Origin of the sequence: Ectobacillus panaciterrae DSM 19096 (genome assembly GCF_000430785.1) — a bacterium.
GTDB classification, from domain to species: Bacteria; Bacillota; Bacilli; order Bacillales; family Bacillaceae_G; genus Ectobacillus; species Ectobacillus panaciterrae.
In genome coordinates, this window is sequence record NZ_AUMR01000092.1 from 1 (window position 1) to 15,314 (window position 15,314).

General features: G+C 41.6%; 15 protein-coding genes, 1 tRNA gene, 3 rRNA genes, 1 other RNA gene, 1 pseudogene and 1 other annotated feature. Of the genes and pseudogenes, 17 read left to right on the top strand and 4 right to left on the bottom strand.

The window, feature by feature from the left end; genetic code table 11:
• Window positions 1-149, top strand: a 23S ribosomal RNA gene (locus tag H540_RS0118315); the annotation flags it as partial.
• A gap of 50 nt (window positions 150-199) precedes the next feature.
• Window positions 200-315 (top strand): 5S ribosomal RNA (rrf, locus tag H540_RS0118320).
• A 470-nt stretch (window positions 316-785) separates the two neighbouring features.
• Here rrf and H540_RS0118325 read toward each other — a convergent pair.
• A complete protein-coding gene (locus H540_RS0118325) occupies window positions 786-1,760 on the bottom strand; it encodes a YaaC family protein (protein ID WP_028401879.1) in 975 nt (324 codons plus the stop codon).
• 124 nt (window positions 1,761-1,884) lie between these two features.
• Between H540_RS0118325 and guaB the strand changes: the two genes are divergently transcribed.
• From guaB to H540_RS0118360, 7 genes are all read left to right on the top strand, one after another.
• Window positions 1,885-3,348: an IMP dehydrogenase gene (gene guaB, locus H540_RS0118330; protein ID WP_028401880.1), complete on the top strand. Its 1,464-nt coding sequence runs from the start codon at window positions 1,885-1,887 to the stop codon at window positions 3,346-3,348.
• A gap of 100 nt (window positions 3,349-3,448) precedes the next feature.
• Window positions 3,449-4,768 (top strand): serine hydrolase, encoded by a 1,320-nt coding sequence (locus H540_RS0118335; protein ID WP_028401881.1) that lies wholly within the window; start codon window positions 3,449-3,451, stop codon window positions 4,766-4,768.
• A 215-nt stretch (window positions 4,769-4,983) separates the two neighbouring features.
• Entirely contained in the window at window positions 4,984-5,871 is an 888-nt protein-coding gene (gene pdxS, locus H540_RS0118340; protein WP_028401882.1) for a pyridoxal 5'-phosphate synthase lyase subunit PdxS, read from the top strand.
• A 16-nt stretch (window positions 5,872-5,887) separates the two neighbouring features.
• Complete coding sequence (gene pdxT, locus H540_RS0118345) at window positions 5,888-6,478, top strand: pyridoxal 5'-phosphate synthase glutaminase subunit PdxT (RefSeq protein ID WP_028401883.1); 591 nt, start codon at window positions 5,888-5,890, stop codon at window positions 6,476-6,478.
• A gap of 51 nt (window positions 6,479-6,529) precedes the next feature.
• Window positions 6,530-6,748: a binding site (T-box leader), on the top strand.
• Between the two features lie 48 nt (window positions 6,749-6,796).
• Complete coding sequence (gene serS, locus H540_RS0118350; RefSeq protein ID WP_028401884.1) at window positions 6,797-8,071, top strand: serine--tRNA ligase; 1,275 nt, start codon at window positions 6,797-6,799, stop codon at window positions 8,069-8,071.
• A gap of 92 nt (window positions 8,072-8,163) precedes the next feature.
• Window positions 8,164-8,256: transfer RNA gene (locus H540_RS0118355), tRNA-Ser, on the top strand.
• A gap of 114 nt (window positions 8,257-8,370) precedes the next feature.
• A complete protein-coding gene (locus H540_RS0118360) occupies window positions 8,371-8,754 on the top strand; it encodes a sigma factor-like helix-turn-helix DNA-binding protein (protein ID WP_028401885.1) in 384 nt (127 codons plus the stop codon).
• A 38-nt stretch (window positions 8,755-8,792) separates the two neighbouring features.
• Here the strand turns inward: H540_RS0118360 and H540_RS0118365 are convergent, their stop codons facing one another.
• The 3 genes and pseudogenes from H540_RS0118365 to H540_RS33365 all read right to left on the bottom strand — a co-directional run.
• Window positions 8,793-9,461, bottom strand: coding sequence for a deoxynucleoside kinase (locus tag H540_RS0118365; protein WP_028401886.1), 669 nt, complete (start codon window positions 9,459-9,461; stop codon window positions 8,793-8,795).
• Window positions 9,461-10,099 (bottom strand): deoxynucleoside kinase, encoded by a 639-nt coding sequence (locus tag H540_RS0118370; protein WP_028401887.1) that lies wholly within the window; start codon window positions 10,097-10,099, stop codon window positions 9,461-9,463. Before H540_RS0118370 ends, H540_RS0118365 begins: the two co-directional genes overlap by 1 nt.
• A gap of 120 nt (window positions 10,100-10,219) precedes the next feature.
• A pseudogene (locus tag H540_RS33365) lies at window positions 10,220-10,324 on the bottom strand (cysteine hydrolase family protein); the annotation flags it as partial.
• 79 nt (window positions 10,325-10,403) lie between these two features.
• On the opposite strand from H540_RS33365, the gene tadA reads away from it, so the two are divergent.
• From tadA to H540_RS0118405, 8 genes are all read left to right on the top strand, one after another.
• Window positions 10,404-10,895, top strand: a complete 492-nt coding sequence (tadA, locus tag H540_RS0118375) for a tRNA adenosine(34) deaminase TadA (protein WP_028401888.1) — start codon at window positions 10,404-10,406, stop codon at window positions 10,893-10,895.
• 76 nt (window positions 10,896-10,971) lie between these two features.
• Window positions 10,972-11,236: signal recognition particle sRNA large type (gene ffs, locus H540_RS32315), an RNA gene on the top strand.
• 277 nt (window positions 11,237-11,513) lie between these two features.
• Window positions 11,514-13,193: a DNA polymerase III subunit gamma/tau gene (gene dnaX, locus H540_RS0118380; RefSeq protein WP_028401889.1), complete on the top strand. Its 1,680-nt coding sequence runs from the start codon at window positions 11,514-11,516 to the stop codon at window positions 13,191-13,193.
• Window positions 13,194-13,212: 19 nt separating this feature from the next.
• Window positions 13,213-13,539 carry a YbaB/EbfC family nucleoid-associated protein gene (locus H540_RS0118385; RefSeq protein WP_028401890.1) on the top strand — a complete coding sequence of 109 codons (327 nt, stop codon included), beginning with the start codon at window positions 13,213-13,215 and terminating at the stop codon, window positions 13,537-13,539.
• Between the two features lie 12 nt (window positions 13,540-13,551).
• A complete protein-coding gene (recR, locus tag H540_RS0118390; protein WP_028401891.1) occupies window positions 13,552-14,148 on the top strand; it encodes a recombination mediator RecR in 597 nt (198 codons plus the stop codon).
• Window positions 14,149-14,178: 30 nt separating this feature from the next.
• Window positions 14,179-14,400, top strand: a complete 222-nt coding sequence (locus H540_RS0118395) for a YaaL family protein (protein WP_028401892.1) — start codon at window positions 14,179-14,181, stop codon at window positions 14,398-14,400.
• Window positions 14,401-14,506: 106 nt separating this feature from the next.
• On the top strand, window positions 14,507-14,776 hold the full coding sequence (locus H540_RS0118400) for a pro-sigmaK processing inhibitor BofA family protein (RefSeq protein WP_028401893.1): 270 nt from the start codon (window positions 14,507-14,509) through the stop codon (window positions 14,774-14,776).
• A gap of 218 nt (window positions 14,777-14,994) precedes the next feature.
• Window positions 14,995-15,314, top strand: a 16S ribosomal RNA gene (locus H540_RS0118405); the annotation flags it as partial.

Consider the following 15,314-nt stretch of genomic DNA (forward strand, 5'->3'; position numbering starts at 1 on the left):
CATCTAAGCATGAAGCCCCCCTCAAGATGAGATTTCCCATAGCGTCAAGCTAGTAAGATCCCTGAAAGATGATCAGGTTGATAGGTTCGAGGTGGAAGCGTGGCGACACGTGGAGCTGACGAATACTAATCGATCGAGGGCTTAACCAATATACACTTTATCTTATGTTATCTAGTTTTGAAGGAATATCCTTCATATGTCTAGTGATGATGGCGAAGAGGTCACACCCGTTCCCATACCGAACACGGAAGTTAAGCTCTTCAGCGCCGATGGTAGTTGGGACCTTGTCCCTGTGAGAGTAGGACGTCGCTAGGCACTGAAAAAAGGATCAGTCATTTGACTGATCCTTTTTTGTTTTAAACATATAAGAGAGTATAAAATTTCGCAGTAATGCTTCCCGTTATTTTTCTTTGTTTAAAATCCATAATGCTCGCGGTATACGTTACACAAAAGAAACCACTTGCTTAGTCAAAAAGCATAGGTCAGGGCGTCTTAAGAGTTTTAACCGCTACTATAACTCGGCAGGTTCTCTATGCCCATCCAAAAAGAACTTAATACGGGAGAAGCCCGTACTATATACAAGTGAATAAAAAACGTCTTTTTATAGCGGGAAGAGATCATCCGGCGATGTGCAGAAGCGGTCAAACCTTTAGTTCATGCAAGGGTAAACCAGAGAGAAGAAGCATGCCATACTCCCTTTTCATTGTATATAGCACATGGAAATGTTGAAATTATAATTCACTCATATATAAGTTTTTTTAAAAATTTCTTAGGAAATATGTAACTTATTTTGTTTTTGTAATCAAGTAAAGATAAATATAATAAGGAATTTTATCTGACGAAACTGATAGAAATTGATGAATAAAGGGATAATCTTCAGTCGAATAGCTATGAAGAAGCTCGCTCCACCATTCTGTTTCATACCTTGAAATCATACTTAAATTGTAAAGCAGTAAATAGTGAACTAACATTTCTGGAAAAACATTCATTAGTTCCCGATTAATTGGTAAGTAATGTGTATTTGTATAAAAATCATATGTAAGAGGAGAACTTAGCAGCCCATTCCAATTCTCAAGAGATGAACGAAAATATATATAATCTTTGGTGTTTTGGGATACCTCAGGATGTATATCTAAATGTGAGCAAGAGGATTGAAAATATTCGATAAATCGATCCTCTGTCATATTATAGCGGTCAAGAATCGGCTTGGGTACTGAAATCATTGTGTCACTTACACGTTTGACTGCATATAATTCAGGAGCTTTTTTGCTGTACGTAAACAAATCTTTAAGCTCACCTACCCGTTTTAATAATACCTCCATCGTAAATTTTTCTCCCTCTAAATGTTTCATATGAAACATTTGTTCTGCAATATGTGTAAATAGTCCATTTCTTTGAATTTTGACCTCATCCTGAAGGAACTCATAGCTTTGCTTTTTTCTTTTTCTCGTTGTAACACCATGAGCCAGCACAGAAGTAGATTCAGGATAATTAGGATCTACGGTAAGCAAACATGCCTTTAGCAACTGTATCATCCCATAAAAAAGAAGAACAGGCTTAATTGAAAGAGGGGAAATACGAGATAGCTCATAATAACTTTTTCCATGCTCCAAGTAATAAATAAAGGGGTAGCAATTTTCAAAGCTTCTCCGTTCATAATCAGGGATGCCTAATTGTTTATAGCAATGGGAAAGATAATTTTGTGAATGGGAAGAGGAGATAAAAAAACTAAGTTTTCTCCAAACAGATGCTGTTTCCATATAGAAATAAACTCCTTTTAAATTCTAAAAATTCTAACATATAGTCACTTCCTTGACAGTATTTTATCCAATTGTTAAGCTACTAATAATATTTTAGGAATTATAATTATAGGGGGGACAATTCATGTGGGAATCTAAATTTGTAAAAGAAGGCCTGACATTTGATGATGTATTGCTTATACCGGCAAAATCTGAGGTGCTGCCACGAGAAGTGAGTGTAAAATCAGTTTTATCTGAGACACTGCAGTTAAACGTTCCAATTCTAAGCGCAGGTATGGATACGGTAACAGAAGCAGAAATGGCTATTTCAATAGCTCGTCAGGGCGGTCTGGGTATTATCCATAAGAATATGTCTATTGAGCAGCAAGCTGACCAGGTGGATAAAGTAAAAAGATGCGAGAGCGGTGTAATTACAGATCCTTTCTTTTTAACACCTGATCACCAAGTGTACGATGCAGAACATTTAATGGGCAAATACCGTATTTCTGGAGTTCCAATTGTAAACAATGAGACAGAACAAAAACTTGTTGGTATCATTACAAACCGTGACTTGCGTTTTATTCAGGATTACTCCATCAAGATTTCCGATGTTATGACGAAGGAAAATCTAATTGTCGCTCCAGTAGGGACTACCTTAAATGAAGCAGAACAGATTTTACAAAAGCATAAAATTGAAAAGCTCCCTCTTGTAGATAAAAACGGTGTACTAAAAGGATTAATCACAATTAAAGATATTGAAAAAGTGATTGAATTTCCGAATTCTGCCAAAGATAAGCAAGGCCGTTTGCTTGTAGGTGCAGCGGTTGGCGTTACAGCTGATGCAATAGTTCGTGTAGATGCACTTGTGAAGGCAAATGCAGATGTAATTGTATTAGATACGGCACATGGTCATTCTAAAGGCGTTCTAGACAAAGTAGCAGAGATTCGTGCAAAATATCCAGATCTTAATATTATTGCAGGTAATGTGGCAACAGCTGAAGCAACACGCGATTTAATTGAGGCAGGAGCAAATATCATTAAAGTAGGAATCGGTCCTGGTTCAATTTGTACGACACGTGTCGTTGCAGGAGTGGGTGTGCCGCAATTAACAGCTGTATATGATTGTGCAACGGAAGCACGCAAGTACGGCGTACCGGTTATTGCAGACGGAGGAATCAAGTATTCCGGAGATATTGTGAAAGCACTGGCTGCGGGCGCACATGTTGTAATGCTGGGCAGTATGTTTGCCGGCGTAACAGAAAGCCCAGGGGAAACGGAAATTTATCAAGGCCGCCGCTTTAAGGTATACCGCGGGATGGGCTCTGTCGGAGCGATGGAACGCGGCAGCAAGGATCGTTATTTCCAAGAAGGCAACAAGAAGCTCGTGCCGGAAGGAATTGAAGGACGTGTTCCTTACAAAGGACCATTGGCGGATACATTGCATCAATTAGTTGGCGGTTTACGCGCAGGTATGGGATATTGTGGATCAAAGGATTTAGAAGATTTGCGTGAAAATGCACAATTTATCCGAATGAGCGGAGCAGGTTTGCGTGAAAGTCATCCGCATGATATTCAAATTACAAAAGAGGCGCCAAACTATTCATTATAATATTCCAGTTTTCGACAGAGATAAGACTATCTCTGTCTATTTTTTTGGAATTGTGTTAGAATAAATTTTATGTGAAAACAATTCTATAGGAGGTTGCAAGGTGAAAGTGTCGTTTCAAAAGCAAATGTTCGCGGTAGTAACTATATTTACGTTATTGTGCAGTATGCTTTTTACATATAGCAGTGCATCAGCAGCAACAAACCCTGCACTTGATGTACAAGGAGAAGCTGCAATTTTGGTAGAAGCAAGCTCAGGTAAGATTTTATACGAAAAAAATCCGGATGCGTCTTTACCGATTGCGAGTATGACAAAGATGATGACGGAGTACATTGTACACGAAGCGGTCGAAAAGGGTAAGATTAAGTGGAATCAAAAAACACAGATTTCAGACTATGCACACACAATTTCTCAAGATCGCAGCCTTTCCAATGTTCCTTTAGAAAAGGGCGGGTCTTATACAGTAAAAGAGCTGTATGAAGCAATGGCAATTTATTCTGCCAATGGGGCAACAATTGCATTGGCGGAGCTTATCGGCGGATCAGAAGCTAACTTCCTTAAAATTATGGATGAAAAAGCAAAAGAGCTTGGCATGAAAAACTATAAGTTTGTAAATGCTACAGGTCTTACAAATAAGGACTTAAAAGGACAACAACCGCCTGGTACAAGCCCCGATGAAGAAAACAAAATGTCTGCAAAAGATTGTGCAATTTTAGCACAACGTTTAATAACTGATTACCCGGATGCTCTGGATACGGCGAAAATTACAAAGAAAGTTTTCCAAGAGGGCGGGAAATATCCAGTTCAAATGGATAACTGGAACTGGATGTTAAAAGGCCTTGTCTACTCATATGACGGAGTAGACGGCTTGAAAACGGGTTCTACGCCAGAAGCCGGTTATTGCTTTACAGGTACAGCGAAACGCGGAGATATGCGTCTTATTGCCGTTGTTATTAAGACAAATTCATATAAGGCACGTTTTGATGAAACGAAAAAGCTGTTTGATTATGGTTTTAGCAGCTTTGAAGCCAAAGAATTATATCCTAAGGGTTATCAGTTAAAGGATAAGAAAACTGCTGCCGTTGCAAAGGGAAAAGAAAAAGAAGTCGGTATTGAAACAGCAAAGGCAATTCAAATTGCTGTTCCAAAGGGTGAAAAGGCCCCTTATAAAATTGGATATCAATTCGATAAAAAAGAAGTGATTGCTCCTATTAAGAAAGGTACAAAGGTCGGTTATATGACCATTGCCTCTAAAGATGGAAGTGATCCGGGCTTTCTATCCGGCAAGGAATTGAAAACAGAGCTTGTAACAAAAGAGAATGTAGAAAAAGCGAATTGGTTTGTACTTGCAATGCGCGGAATCGGTTCATTTTTTAGTAATCTTTGGGCAGGAGCTGTAGATACGGTAAAAGGCTGGTTCTAAAAAGTCCCCCAATGGGGACTTTTTTGTTATATTCTGCTAATACAGAACTTATTAAGGGCAATTTTATAAAAATGTACGGAATTTCCTGTTATTTCTCCTGATTTTTTAGTAAAAAATAGTAGACAAATGCGTAATAAGTAATGATAGAATGTAAGAGTATTCTTAATGTTTTGATGTACAATAGAAATAAGCATATATAAAGGGGGCTCCTTAAGATGATGAATGTAACAGGTACAGAGCGTGTAAAACGCGGAATGGCAGAAATGCAAAAAGGCGGCGTAATTATGGATGTAATTAACGCTGAGCAAGCAAAGATTGCAGAGGAAGCAGGAGCGGTAGCCGTAATGGCACTTGAGCGCGTTCCAGCTGATATTCGCGCAGCAGGCGGCGTATCGCGTATGGCAGATCCTACAATCGTAGAAGAGGTTATGGGAGCAGTTTCTATTCCTGTTATGGCAAAATGCCGTATCGGTCATATTGTAGAAGCTCGCGTATTAGAATCATTAGGTGTAGATTATATTGATGAGAGTGAAGTTTTAACACCAGCAGATGAAGTATTCCATTTACTAAAAAGTGATTATACGGTTCCATTCGTATGTGGCTGCCGTGATATAGGCGAAGCGGCACGCCGTATTGGTGAAGGTGCAGCTATGCTTCGTACAAAAGGTGAGCCTGGAACAGGTAACATTGTAGAAGCTGTTCGTCATATGCGCCAAGTGAACGCAGAAATCCGTCAAGTAGCAGGTATGCGTGAAGACGAGCTTATGACATATGCAAAAGCAACTGGAGCTCCTTATGAAGTATTGCTTGAAATTAAACGCTTAGGCCGTTTACCGGTTGTAAACTTCGCAGCAGGCGGTGTCGCAACTCCGGCAGATGCGGCTCTTATGATGCAATTAGGCGCAGATGGTGTATTCGTTGGTTCTGGTATCTTTAAATCCGACAATCCGGCGAAATTCGCTCGTGCGATTGTAGAAGCAACTACTCACTACGAAGACTATGAGCTAATTGCAAGATTATCTAAAGATCTTGGAAATCCTATGAAGGGCATCGAGATTTCTTCATTACTTCCAGAGCAACGCATGCAAGAGCGCGGCTGGTAAAAAAGGAGCTTTATACATGATTACAATTGGTGTATTAGGACTGCAAGGCGCTGTACGTGAGCATGTGAAGGCAATTGAGGCATCTGGTGCAAAAGCTGTTGTTGTAAAGAAGGTAGAACAGTTGGCAGAATTAGATGGATTGATTTTACCTGGCGGCGAAAGCACAACAATGCGCCGTTTAATTGATAAATACGGCTTTATGGAGCCTCTTCGTCAATTTGCAAAAGAAGAAAAACCAATGTTTGGTACATGTGCAGGTATGATTTTGCTGGCAAAGCATCTTGTTGGCTATAACGAGCCGCATATTGGTGTAATGGATATTACAGTTGAGCGCAACGCGTTCGGCAGACAGCGTGAAAGCTTTGAGGCTGCACTTTCTATTAAAGGTGCAGGAGAAGAATTTATCGGCGTGTTTATCCGTGCTCCTTATGTAGTAAGCGTAGACGATAATGTAGAGGTTCTTTCCGTTCATGGGGACCGCATCGTTGCTGTACGCCAAGGAAACTTCTTGGCAACTTCTTTCCATCCTGAAGTAACCGATGATCACCGTGTAACGGCGTACTTCGTTGGTATGGCAGAAGAAGCAAAAGCAAAAAAAGTGGTATAAGTCCCTTGCAAGTTGATAAAGATTATAGTAAATTGATGGTAAACTTATATCCGAAAAGCGTTGATAGGAAGCAGTAGCAAGGTCGTCTTCTTGCAGAGAGTCGGTGGCTGGTGAAAACCGACAGATGCGGCTTGTGAATCCATCCTGGAGCGAAATGCAGAACGTCTTGTGACAAGTAAGCATTTCCGGCGAAGAGTCGTTATGTTCTGTAAAGAGGAAAGCTATTGCTTTCAACTAGGGTGGCAACGCGGGTAAACTCTCGTCCCTTTCCAAGGGGACGGGAGTTTTTTGTTTTTTATCGAAAAGGAGGAAGAACAGATGCTGGATATTAAATATTTACGTGCTAATTTTGAAGAAGTAAAAGCAAAGCTTCAGCACAGAGGAGAAGATTTAACCGATTTCGGCCGCTTTGAAGAGCTGGATACAAAAAGAAGAGAGCTTTTGGTGCAAACAGAAGAGCTGAAAAGCAAGCGTAATGAAGTATCTCAACAAATTTCTGTGTTAAAGCGTGAGAAGAAAGATGCAGAAGGGTTAATTTTAGAAATGCGTGAAGTCGGCGTGAAAATTAAAGAATTAGATGACGAGCTTCGTGTAGTGGAAGAAGATCTGGAGCATCTTATGCTGACGATTCCAAATATCCCTCATGAGTCTGTTCCAACAGGTGAAACAGAGGATGATAACGTAGAAGCACGCAAATGGGGGAATGTTCCTGAGTTTGGATTTGAACCAAAGCCTCACTGGGATATTGCGACAGAGCTTGGCATTCTCGATTTTGAACGCGCAGGAAAGGTAACAGGCAGCCGTTTTGTATTCTATAAGGGATTAGGTGCAAGATTAGAGCGTGCTTTATTTAACTTTATGCTGGATTTACATACAGACGAGCACGGTTATCAAGAAGTGCTGCCTCCATACATCGTAAATCGAGACAGCATGACAGGAACAGGGCAGCTTCCGAAGTTTGAAGAAGATGCATTCCGCATTGAAAGCGAAGACTATTTCTTAATTCCGACAGCAGAGGTACCTGTAACAAATCTGCATCGCGATGAAATTTTAAACGGTGATGAGCTTCCGATTCAATATGCAGCATTCAGCGCGTGCTTCCGTTCTGAAGCAGGATCTGCGGGCCGTGATACACGCGGATTAATTCGCCAACACCAATTCAATAAAGTAGAGCTTGTGAAGTTTGTAAAGCCTGAGGATTCTTATGATGAGCTTGAGAAGCTTACAAATAACGCAGAGCGTGTCCTGCAGCTTCTTGGCCTTCCGTATCGTGTGCTAAGCATGTGTACGGGTGATTTAGGTTTTACAGCAGCAAAGAAATATGACATTGAAGTATGGATTCCTAGCTATGGCACATACCGTGAAATTTCTTCTTGCAGTAACTTTGAAAGCTTCCAGGCCCGCCGTGCAAACATTCGTTTCCGTCGCGAAGCAAATGGCAAGCCAGAGCATGTACACACACTAAATGGTTCTGGATTAGCAATTGGACGTACAGTAGCAGCAATTCTTGAGAATTATCAGCAGGAAGATGGCTCTGTTATCATTCCGGAAGTACTTCGTCCATACATGGGAAATAAAGAAATAATTAAGTAAAGAGAAGGGGGATATCCCCTTCCTTTTTTTGTTAAAGAAGGATCGTACTTGACGAAAAGAATATGTTTTGCTATTATATTTCATGTCAATAAGGAGGAATACCCAAGCCTGGCTGAAGGGGTCGGTCTTGAAAACCGAGAGGCGGTGAAAGCCGCGCGGGGGTTCGAATCCCTCTTCCTCCGCCATATTATATTACATTGACAACAGCGCATACGCATATAAGTGGAGATTGGAAACTCGTTACGTAGCTGTAACGAGTTTTTGTTTTTAGACTAGTTTGGGAAATGAAGGGAGCAGCGATGGAACTTCTTATACAAACATTTCCTCTAGAAGGAAAAACGTTATATTATGTACAATGTCCGGCTTGCAAAAGGGATCGAATTCTTAATAGCGGAGCAAATGTATCCAATACAATTAGCGAAGAGACTTTCCGTAAGCTTTGCGGCTGTATATGCCATGCAGGAGATACAAATGCAAAGAAAGAAGAGAAACCTAAAAAAGCAGCGGCAAAACGAAGCAGCAAAGCTTTAACAGCTGTTGTAGACGGTAAAGAAATGACAGTAAAAGAAATTGCTGATATGTATGGTCTAAGTCAAAGTACTGTGCGCCAGCGTATTCATGCAGGCAAGACTGGAGAAGAGTTAATTGCGTCGACAAAACGTAATGCAAAAAAATTAAACTAAAAAATAAATCCCGTGCGAATTCCGCACGGGATTTATTTTTATCGTACAAGCTTTCTTGTATGTTTCATGAAGGATGCAATTTTTTCAACAATTGGTTCAATGGATTCATCATTTTGAATGATGTCATATTCATTAATATTTAAGCGCATAACCGGACATGTGTTAAAGCCGTTAATCCAGTTCTCATAGCGTTCATGCATTTCTTTCCAATATTCAATTGGAGTTTGCTGTTCCATTGGTCTTCCGCGCTCGCGAATGCGGGCTACGATGTCTTCAAAAGAACCTTCCAAATAGATTAATAAATTAGGGTGAGGGAAGTATGGTGTCATCACCATTGCATCAAATAATGCTTTGTATGTTTCGTAATCTGTTTCTGTCATTGTACCTTTTTCATAGTGCATTTTTGCGAAAATGCCTGTATCTTCATAAATGGAACGGTCTTGTACAAATCCGCCGCCGTACTCAAAAATTCTCTTTTGTTCTTTGAAGCGCTCTGCCAAGAAGTAAATTTGCAAGTGAAAGCTCCAGCGTGTGAAATCCGCATAGAACTTGTCGAGGTAAGGGTTCGTATCGACCTTTTCAAAGGAAGTACGGTATCCCAGCGCATTGGCAAGAGCATTCGTCATGGTGGATTTTCCTACACCGACCGTACCTGCAATTGTAATGATTGCATCATTTGGAATATCGTATTTTTCTCTCAAATTCATTACAGTATAATCTCCTTTTTCAGTGTATTTTTCAGTGCGGATAAAATGTAATCCAAATCATTCTGATTGTTAACGAAGTCTATATTATCACCATTAAACTTCAGTACAGGAATATCAGGGTGATTAGCTGTAAATTTCTCCATTGCTATTTCGTAGTCGGAAATAAGTTGAAGCAAATAGTGTGGGTCGATATTCTTTTCGAAATCACGGCCGCGCATAGCAATTCGTTGTTGCAAGGTTTCGAGGCTTGCTGTCAAATACACAATTACATTTGGAGTAGGCATGTCTCTTGTGAGGATATCATAAATTTGAATATATTTTTCATACTGTACCTGCTGTAATGTTCTTGCTGCGAAAATTAAGTTCTTAAATATATGATAGTCTGCTACAACCGGCATTTCATTTTGTAAGTATTTGACATGGATGTCTTCTAACTGCTTATAGCGATTGCAGAGGAAAAACATTTCTGTTTGAAAGCTCCACTCATGAATATCCTTGTAAAATTTTCCTAAGAAAGGATTTTCATCTACAATCTCTTTTAACAAATGGAAACTGAAATAATCTGAGATAGCTTTGGCAAGCGAAGTTTTGCCGACACCGATCGGTCCCTCTACAGTTATAAAAGGTATCCTTACCATTGTTGCTCCTCCTTTACCACGGCGTCTTAAGACGAACAAAAAAATCAAAACAGGATTATTGTAGCATAAGAGAGAGGGGAAGGATCAAATTACTATAAAAACTGCTTTAGAAATTTATGTAAGTATCTTATGATAGTTGTGTTTGCATTTATCAGCAAATATGGTGCCGTGTTCAAATTGGAAATCATTAATCATGTCGATAATAAGTAAAGCTGTATTTTGCATATTGCGTTCTTCTTTCTTTCCATTTAGTTTTAGTAGAAAGGGAAAAAGTTATTTGTACCATAAAGAAAGGACTATCAGTATGAAAAGTGACGAGTATTATATGAGGATGGCGATAGAGGAAGCCAAAAAAGCAGGCGGGATTTATGAGGTGCCTATCGGAGCTGTTATCGTGCTGGATGATGAAGTTGTAAGCAAGGCCCATAACCTTCGTGAAACAGAGCAGCGCTCCATTGCTCATGCTGAACTGCTTGCCATTGACGAGGCCTGCCGGAAGCTTGGGACGTGGCGCTTAGAAGATACAACGCTGTACGTGACGCTTGAGCCATGCCCGATGTGTGCCGGTGCTATTGTGCTGTCGCGCGTGAAGCGCGTCGTGTATGGCGCGAAAGATCCAAAAGGGGGCTGCGCCGGGACTCTTATGAATTTGCTTACAGAGGAGCGCTTCAATCATCAGGCGGAGGTGGTAAACGGCGTTCTAGAAGCGGAGTGCGGGGCGTTGCTTTCGGATTTCTTCCGGGAGCTGCGCAGAAAGAAGAAAGAGGAAAAACTCGGTAGAGAGAGCACAAAATGACAAGTTGCAATTTATATCGAAACAAGTTATACTGATAATGCCTTGATTAAGGCAACCAAATATGGTTTTAACTTTGCCGTGCTAAGCGGGGAGGTAGCGGTGCCCTGTACTCGCAATCCGCTCTAGCGAGGCCGAATCCCTTCTCGAGGTTATGCTGCTGTAGGGCCTGCCTTAAGTAAGTGGCGTTGACGTCTGGGTCCTGCGCAACGGGAATCCGTGAACCTTGTCAGATCCGGAAGGAAGCAGCAATAAGCGGAAGCTCTCGTGTGCCGCAGGGGTGCCTGGGCCGAGCTAACTGCTTAAGTAACGCTTATGGCACATAATCGACAGAAGGTGCACGGCAGTTACATACACATATAAAATCCACTCCGCGTGAGTGGGTTTTTTTGTTGTTCTGCGCCTGAACGAGCCGGCTCCGCTTTTCGCGGTGTCTAGCTCCGCCGGCTAGGCGCTGCCACCAGAGAACCACGCCCACACAAAAGCAAAAAAGCGCTTTTGAGAGGCGAGAACCTCTGGTTCTGCGCCTGGGCGAGCCGGCTCCGCTTTTCGAATGGAATCCCAAGCATAAATAGGGTATAATACAATGAGACAAAATTCTTTGGAGGAGGCCTCGCTTTCGTGTCATATCAGGCGCTTTATCGAACGTGGAGACCACAGAAGTTTGAAGATGTGGTCGGCCAGGAACATGTAACGAAGACGTTGCAAAATGCCCTTCTTCAAGAAAAAGTATCACATGCTTATTTGTTTTCCGGTCCTCGCGGGACAGGAAAAACAACGATTGCCAAAGTGTTTGCTAAAGCCATTAACTGCGAACACGCGCCTGCAGCAGAGCCGTGCAATCAGTGTCCGTCTTGTTTAGGCATTACCAACGGCTCGATTGGAGATGTCCTGGAAATTGACGCCGCTTCCAATAACGGGGTAGATGAGATTCGGGATATACGCGATAAGGTAAAGTACGCTCCGAGTTCCGTCCGTTACAAGGTATACATTATTGACGAGGTGCACATGCTTTCCATTGGAGCATTTAATGCTTTGCTAAAGACGCTGGAGGAGCCGCCCAAGCACGTTATTTTTATCTTGGCGACGACAGAGCCTCACAAAATTCCCCCAACTATTATTTCTCGCTGTCAGCGCTTTGAATTCAGAAAAATTTCTGTTCGTGATATTGTAGAGCGATTAACAACCGTTATTGACAATGAAGGGACAAAAGTAAGCGATGAAGCATTACATATCGTAGCGAGAGCAGCGGAAGGCGGAATGAGGGATGCCCTGAGCTTGTTGGATCAGGCAATCTCATACAGCGAAAACGAAGTTACCGTGGAAGAAGTTCTTGCGGTAACAGGCTCTGTTTCTCAGAGGCATTTGGGCCATCTAGCCCAGTGTATATATGAGAATGATGTGCCTCAGGCGTTGCGCATTGTAGATGCCATTATGAATCAAGGTAAAGATTCTCTGCGTTTTATGGAGGACTTTATATATTACTTCCGTGATATGCTGCTATACCAGACATCTCCTCAGCTTGAGGATATGCTTGAGCGTGTAGTTGCGGATGAGGAATTTCGCGAACTCAGCGGAAAAATCAGTGCGAATACCATCTATGAGGTAATTCATACTCTAAGCAAGAGCCAGCAGGAAATGAAGTGGACAAATCATCCACGTATTTTTCTTGAAGTTGTAATGGTAAAGCTTTGTCAGCAATTTATGCTGCAAACAAATGGAGCAGATCGTTTGCAATCTGTTTTACAGCGCATGCAAGAAATGGAACAAGAGCTGAAGCAGCTCAAGCAAAATGGTGTTCCTATAGCGCAAGAGTCATCTGCAACGGAACAGAGGAAAGCGCCAAAGGCTCCCGCACGGACAGGTATTCGCTTACCGATTGGACGTATTCATGAGATTCTTAAGAAGGCGACTCGCAAGGATCTAGAGAAACTAAAGGGCGTTTGGGGAGAGGTATTGGAGCAGTTAAAGGCGAAAAGTAAAGTAGCGTATGCAGTGCTTTTGGAAAACAGCGAGCCTGTAGCAGCGGCTTCTGATTCGTATGTCCTTGCTTTTCAATATGAGATTCATTGTAAAATGGCTGGTGAGAACCTAGAAGGAACAGAAACAGCTGAGCAAATTCTGTTTGAATTGCTAGGAAAGAGATTGCATATGATTGCAGTTCCAAAGTCTGAATGGGGGAAAATTCGGGAAGACTTCTTGAAAAATGAACCGACAGAAGAAACAAAAAAGAAAGAAGATCCTCTTGTAGAAGAGGCGATCAAATTAGTCGGCCAGCAATTAGTTGAAATACAAGAATAATCATTAGGAGGAATTTACTATGATGCGTGGAATGGGAAACATGAATAATATGATGAAGCAGATGCAAAAAATGCAAAAGCAAATGCAAGAGGCACAAGAAGAGCTTCTGCAAAAAACGGTAGAGGGAACTGCCGGCGGCGGTATGGTAACAGTCATTGTTAACGGAAGCAAGCAAGTTTTAGAAGTAAGCATTAAAGAAGAAGTTGTAGATCCGGAAGATATCGAAATGCTGCAAGATTTAGTATTGGCAGCAACAAACGATGCGCTGAAGAAAATGGATGATTTAACAGCAGCTACTATGGGACAATTCACGAAGGGATTGAACTTGCCAGGCGGGCTGTTCTAGGAGGCTGTGTGAATGCATTATCCAGAACCTATATCGAAGCTGATTGACAGCTTTATGAGATTACCGGGAATCGGACCGAAAACGGCTGTCCGGTTAGCGTTTTTCGTCTTAAATATGAAAGAAGACGATGTATTGGATTTTGCTAAGGCTTTGGTTAATGCAAAGCGAAATTTAACATATTGCTCTGTTTGCGGCCATATCACGGATCGGGATCCATGCTATATTTGCGATGATTCGCATCGAGACCAGTCTGTTATATGTGTGGTTCAAGAACCAAAAGATGTAATTGCTATGGAAAAAATGAAGGAATACCGAGGTGTGTATCACGTTCTCCATGGTGCAATTTCTCCGATGGAGGGAGTTGGCCCCGAAGATATTCGTATTCCGGATTTACTGAAGCGTCTGCACGATGAGACGGTGAAAGAAGTTATACTGGCTACCAATCCGAATATTGAAGGAGAAGCGACGGCTATGTATATTTCTCGTCTTTTAAAGCCTACAGGGATTAAAGTAACACGTATTGCTCATGGTCTTCCGGTTGGCGGAGACTTGGAGTATGCCGATGAAGTTACTCTTTCTAAAGCGCTAGAAGGACGCAGAGAGCTATAAGAGAGTTATAACAGCAGGAGGAGACAACCCATGTTCTTTCGCCGAAAAGGATATTTAAGACGGGAATATGATGAGAAGCTTGTAGGGCTGTTAGAAGAGCTGAAACAAGACTGGCTGAGACAAAAACGAATAGTAGAACAGAGCTTGGAGCCTTCTGAAGAAGTACTTTGCCATTTGCAAATTGCTGAAGCAAAGTACTTTTATACATTAAAAGAAGCAAAAAAGCGCCGAGTTACTATGATGAAGCGGTAAAAAGCGATGTTCTGTGTGAACATCGCTTTTTCTTATTCATAGGTGTTCTTTTTCTTCTTCGTTTCCCATAAAAATATAGTACAAGTTATAAGGGAGAGGAAGAGAGATGAATCATTTTGTCGTGATTTTAGTCATTGCCGGGTTAATTATTTTATTGCTGCTGGTTGGGGCGCCTCTAAAGCCTTTGCGGTTTCTTGGGAAAACATCTATTAAGATTATGGTAGGAGCACTGCTGTTGTTTGGCTTGAACATCATTGGAACACAAGTTGATCTGCATATTCCGATTAACCTTGCTACAGCTTCTATAACAGGAATTTTAGGGGTGCCGGGACTTATTGCATTGGCTGTCATTCAAATGTATATTCTGCCTCATTAAAAGAAACAGATGTCTGTTTCTTTTTTATTTCAAAAGATTATTGACGTTACTTTTAAGCTATGGTATATTAATAAGCGTCGTCAACGACAAGTTATAAAAAGTAGTTGACGAAAGAAGAACAGCATGTTATATTATAAAAGTCGCTTCAAGCGGCGATGAACTTTGAAAACTAAACAAAACATGAAACGTCAATTTTTATTTTAAGCTAGACAAACACTTTTATGGAGAGTTTGATCCTGGCTCAGGATGAACGCTGGCGGCGTGCCTAATACATGCAAGTCGAGCGAACCTCTTCGGAGGTTAGCGGCGGACGGGTGAGTAACACGTGGGTAACCTGCCTGTAAGACTGGGATAACTTCGGGAAACCGAAGCTAATACCGGATACTTTTTTGAGTCGCATGACTCGAAATGGAAAGACGGCTTCGGCTGTCACTTACAGATGGACCCGCGTCGCATTAGCTAGTTGGTGAGGTAACGGCTCACCAAGGCGACGATGCGTAGCCGACCTGAGAGGGTGATCGGCCACACTGGGACTGAG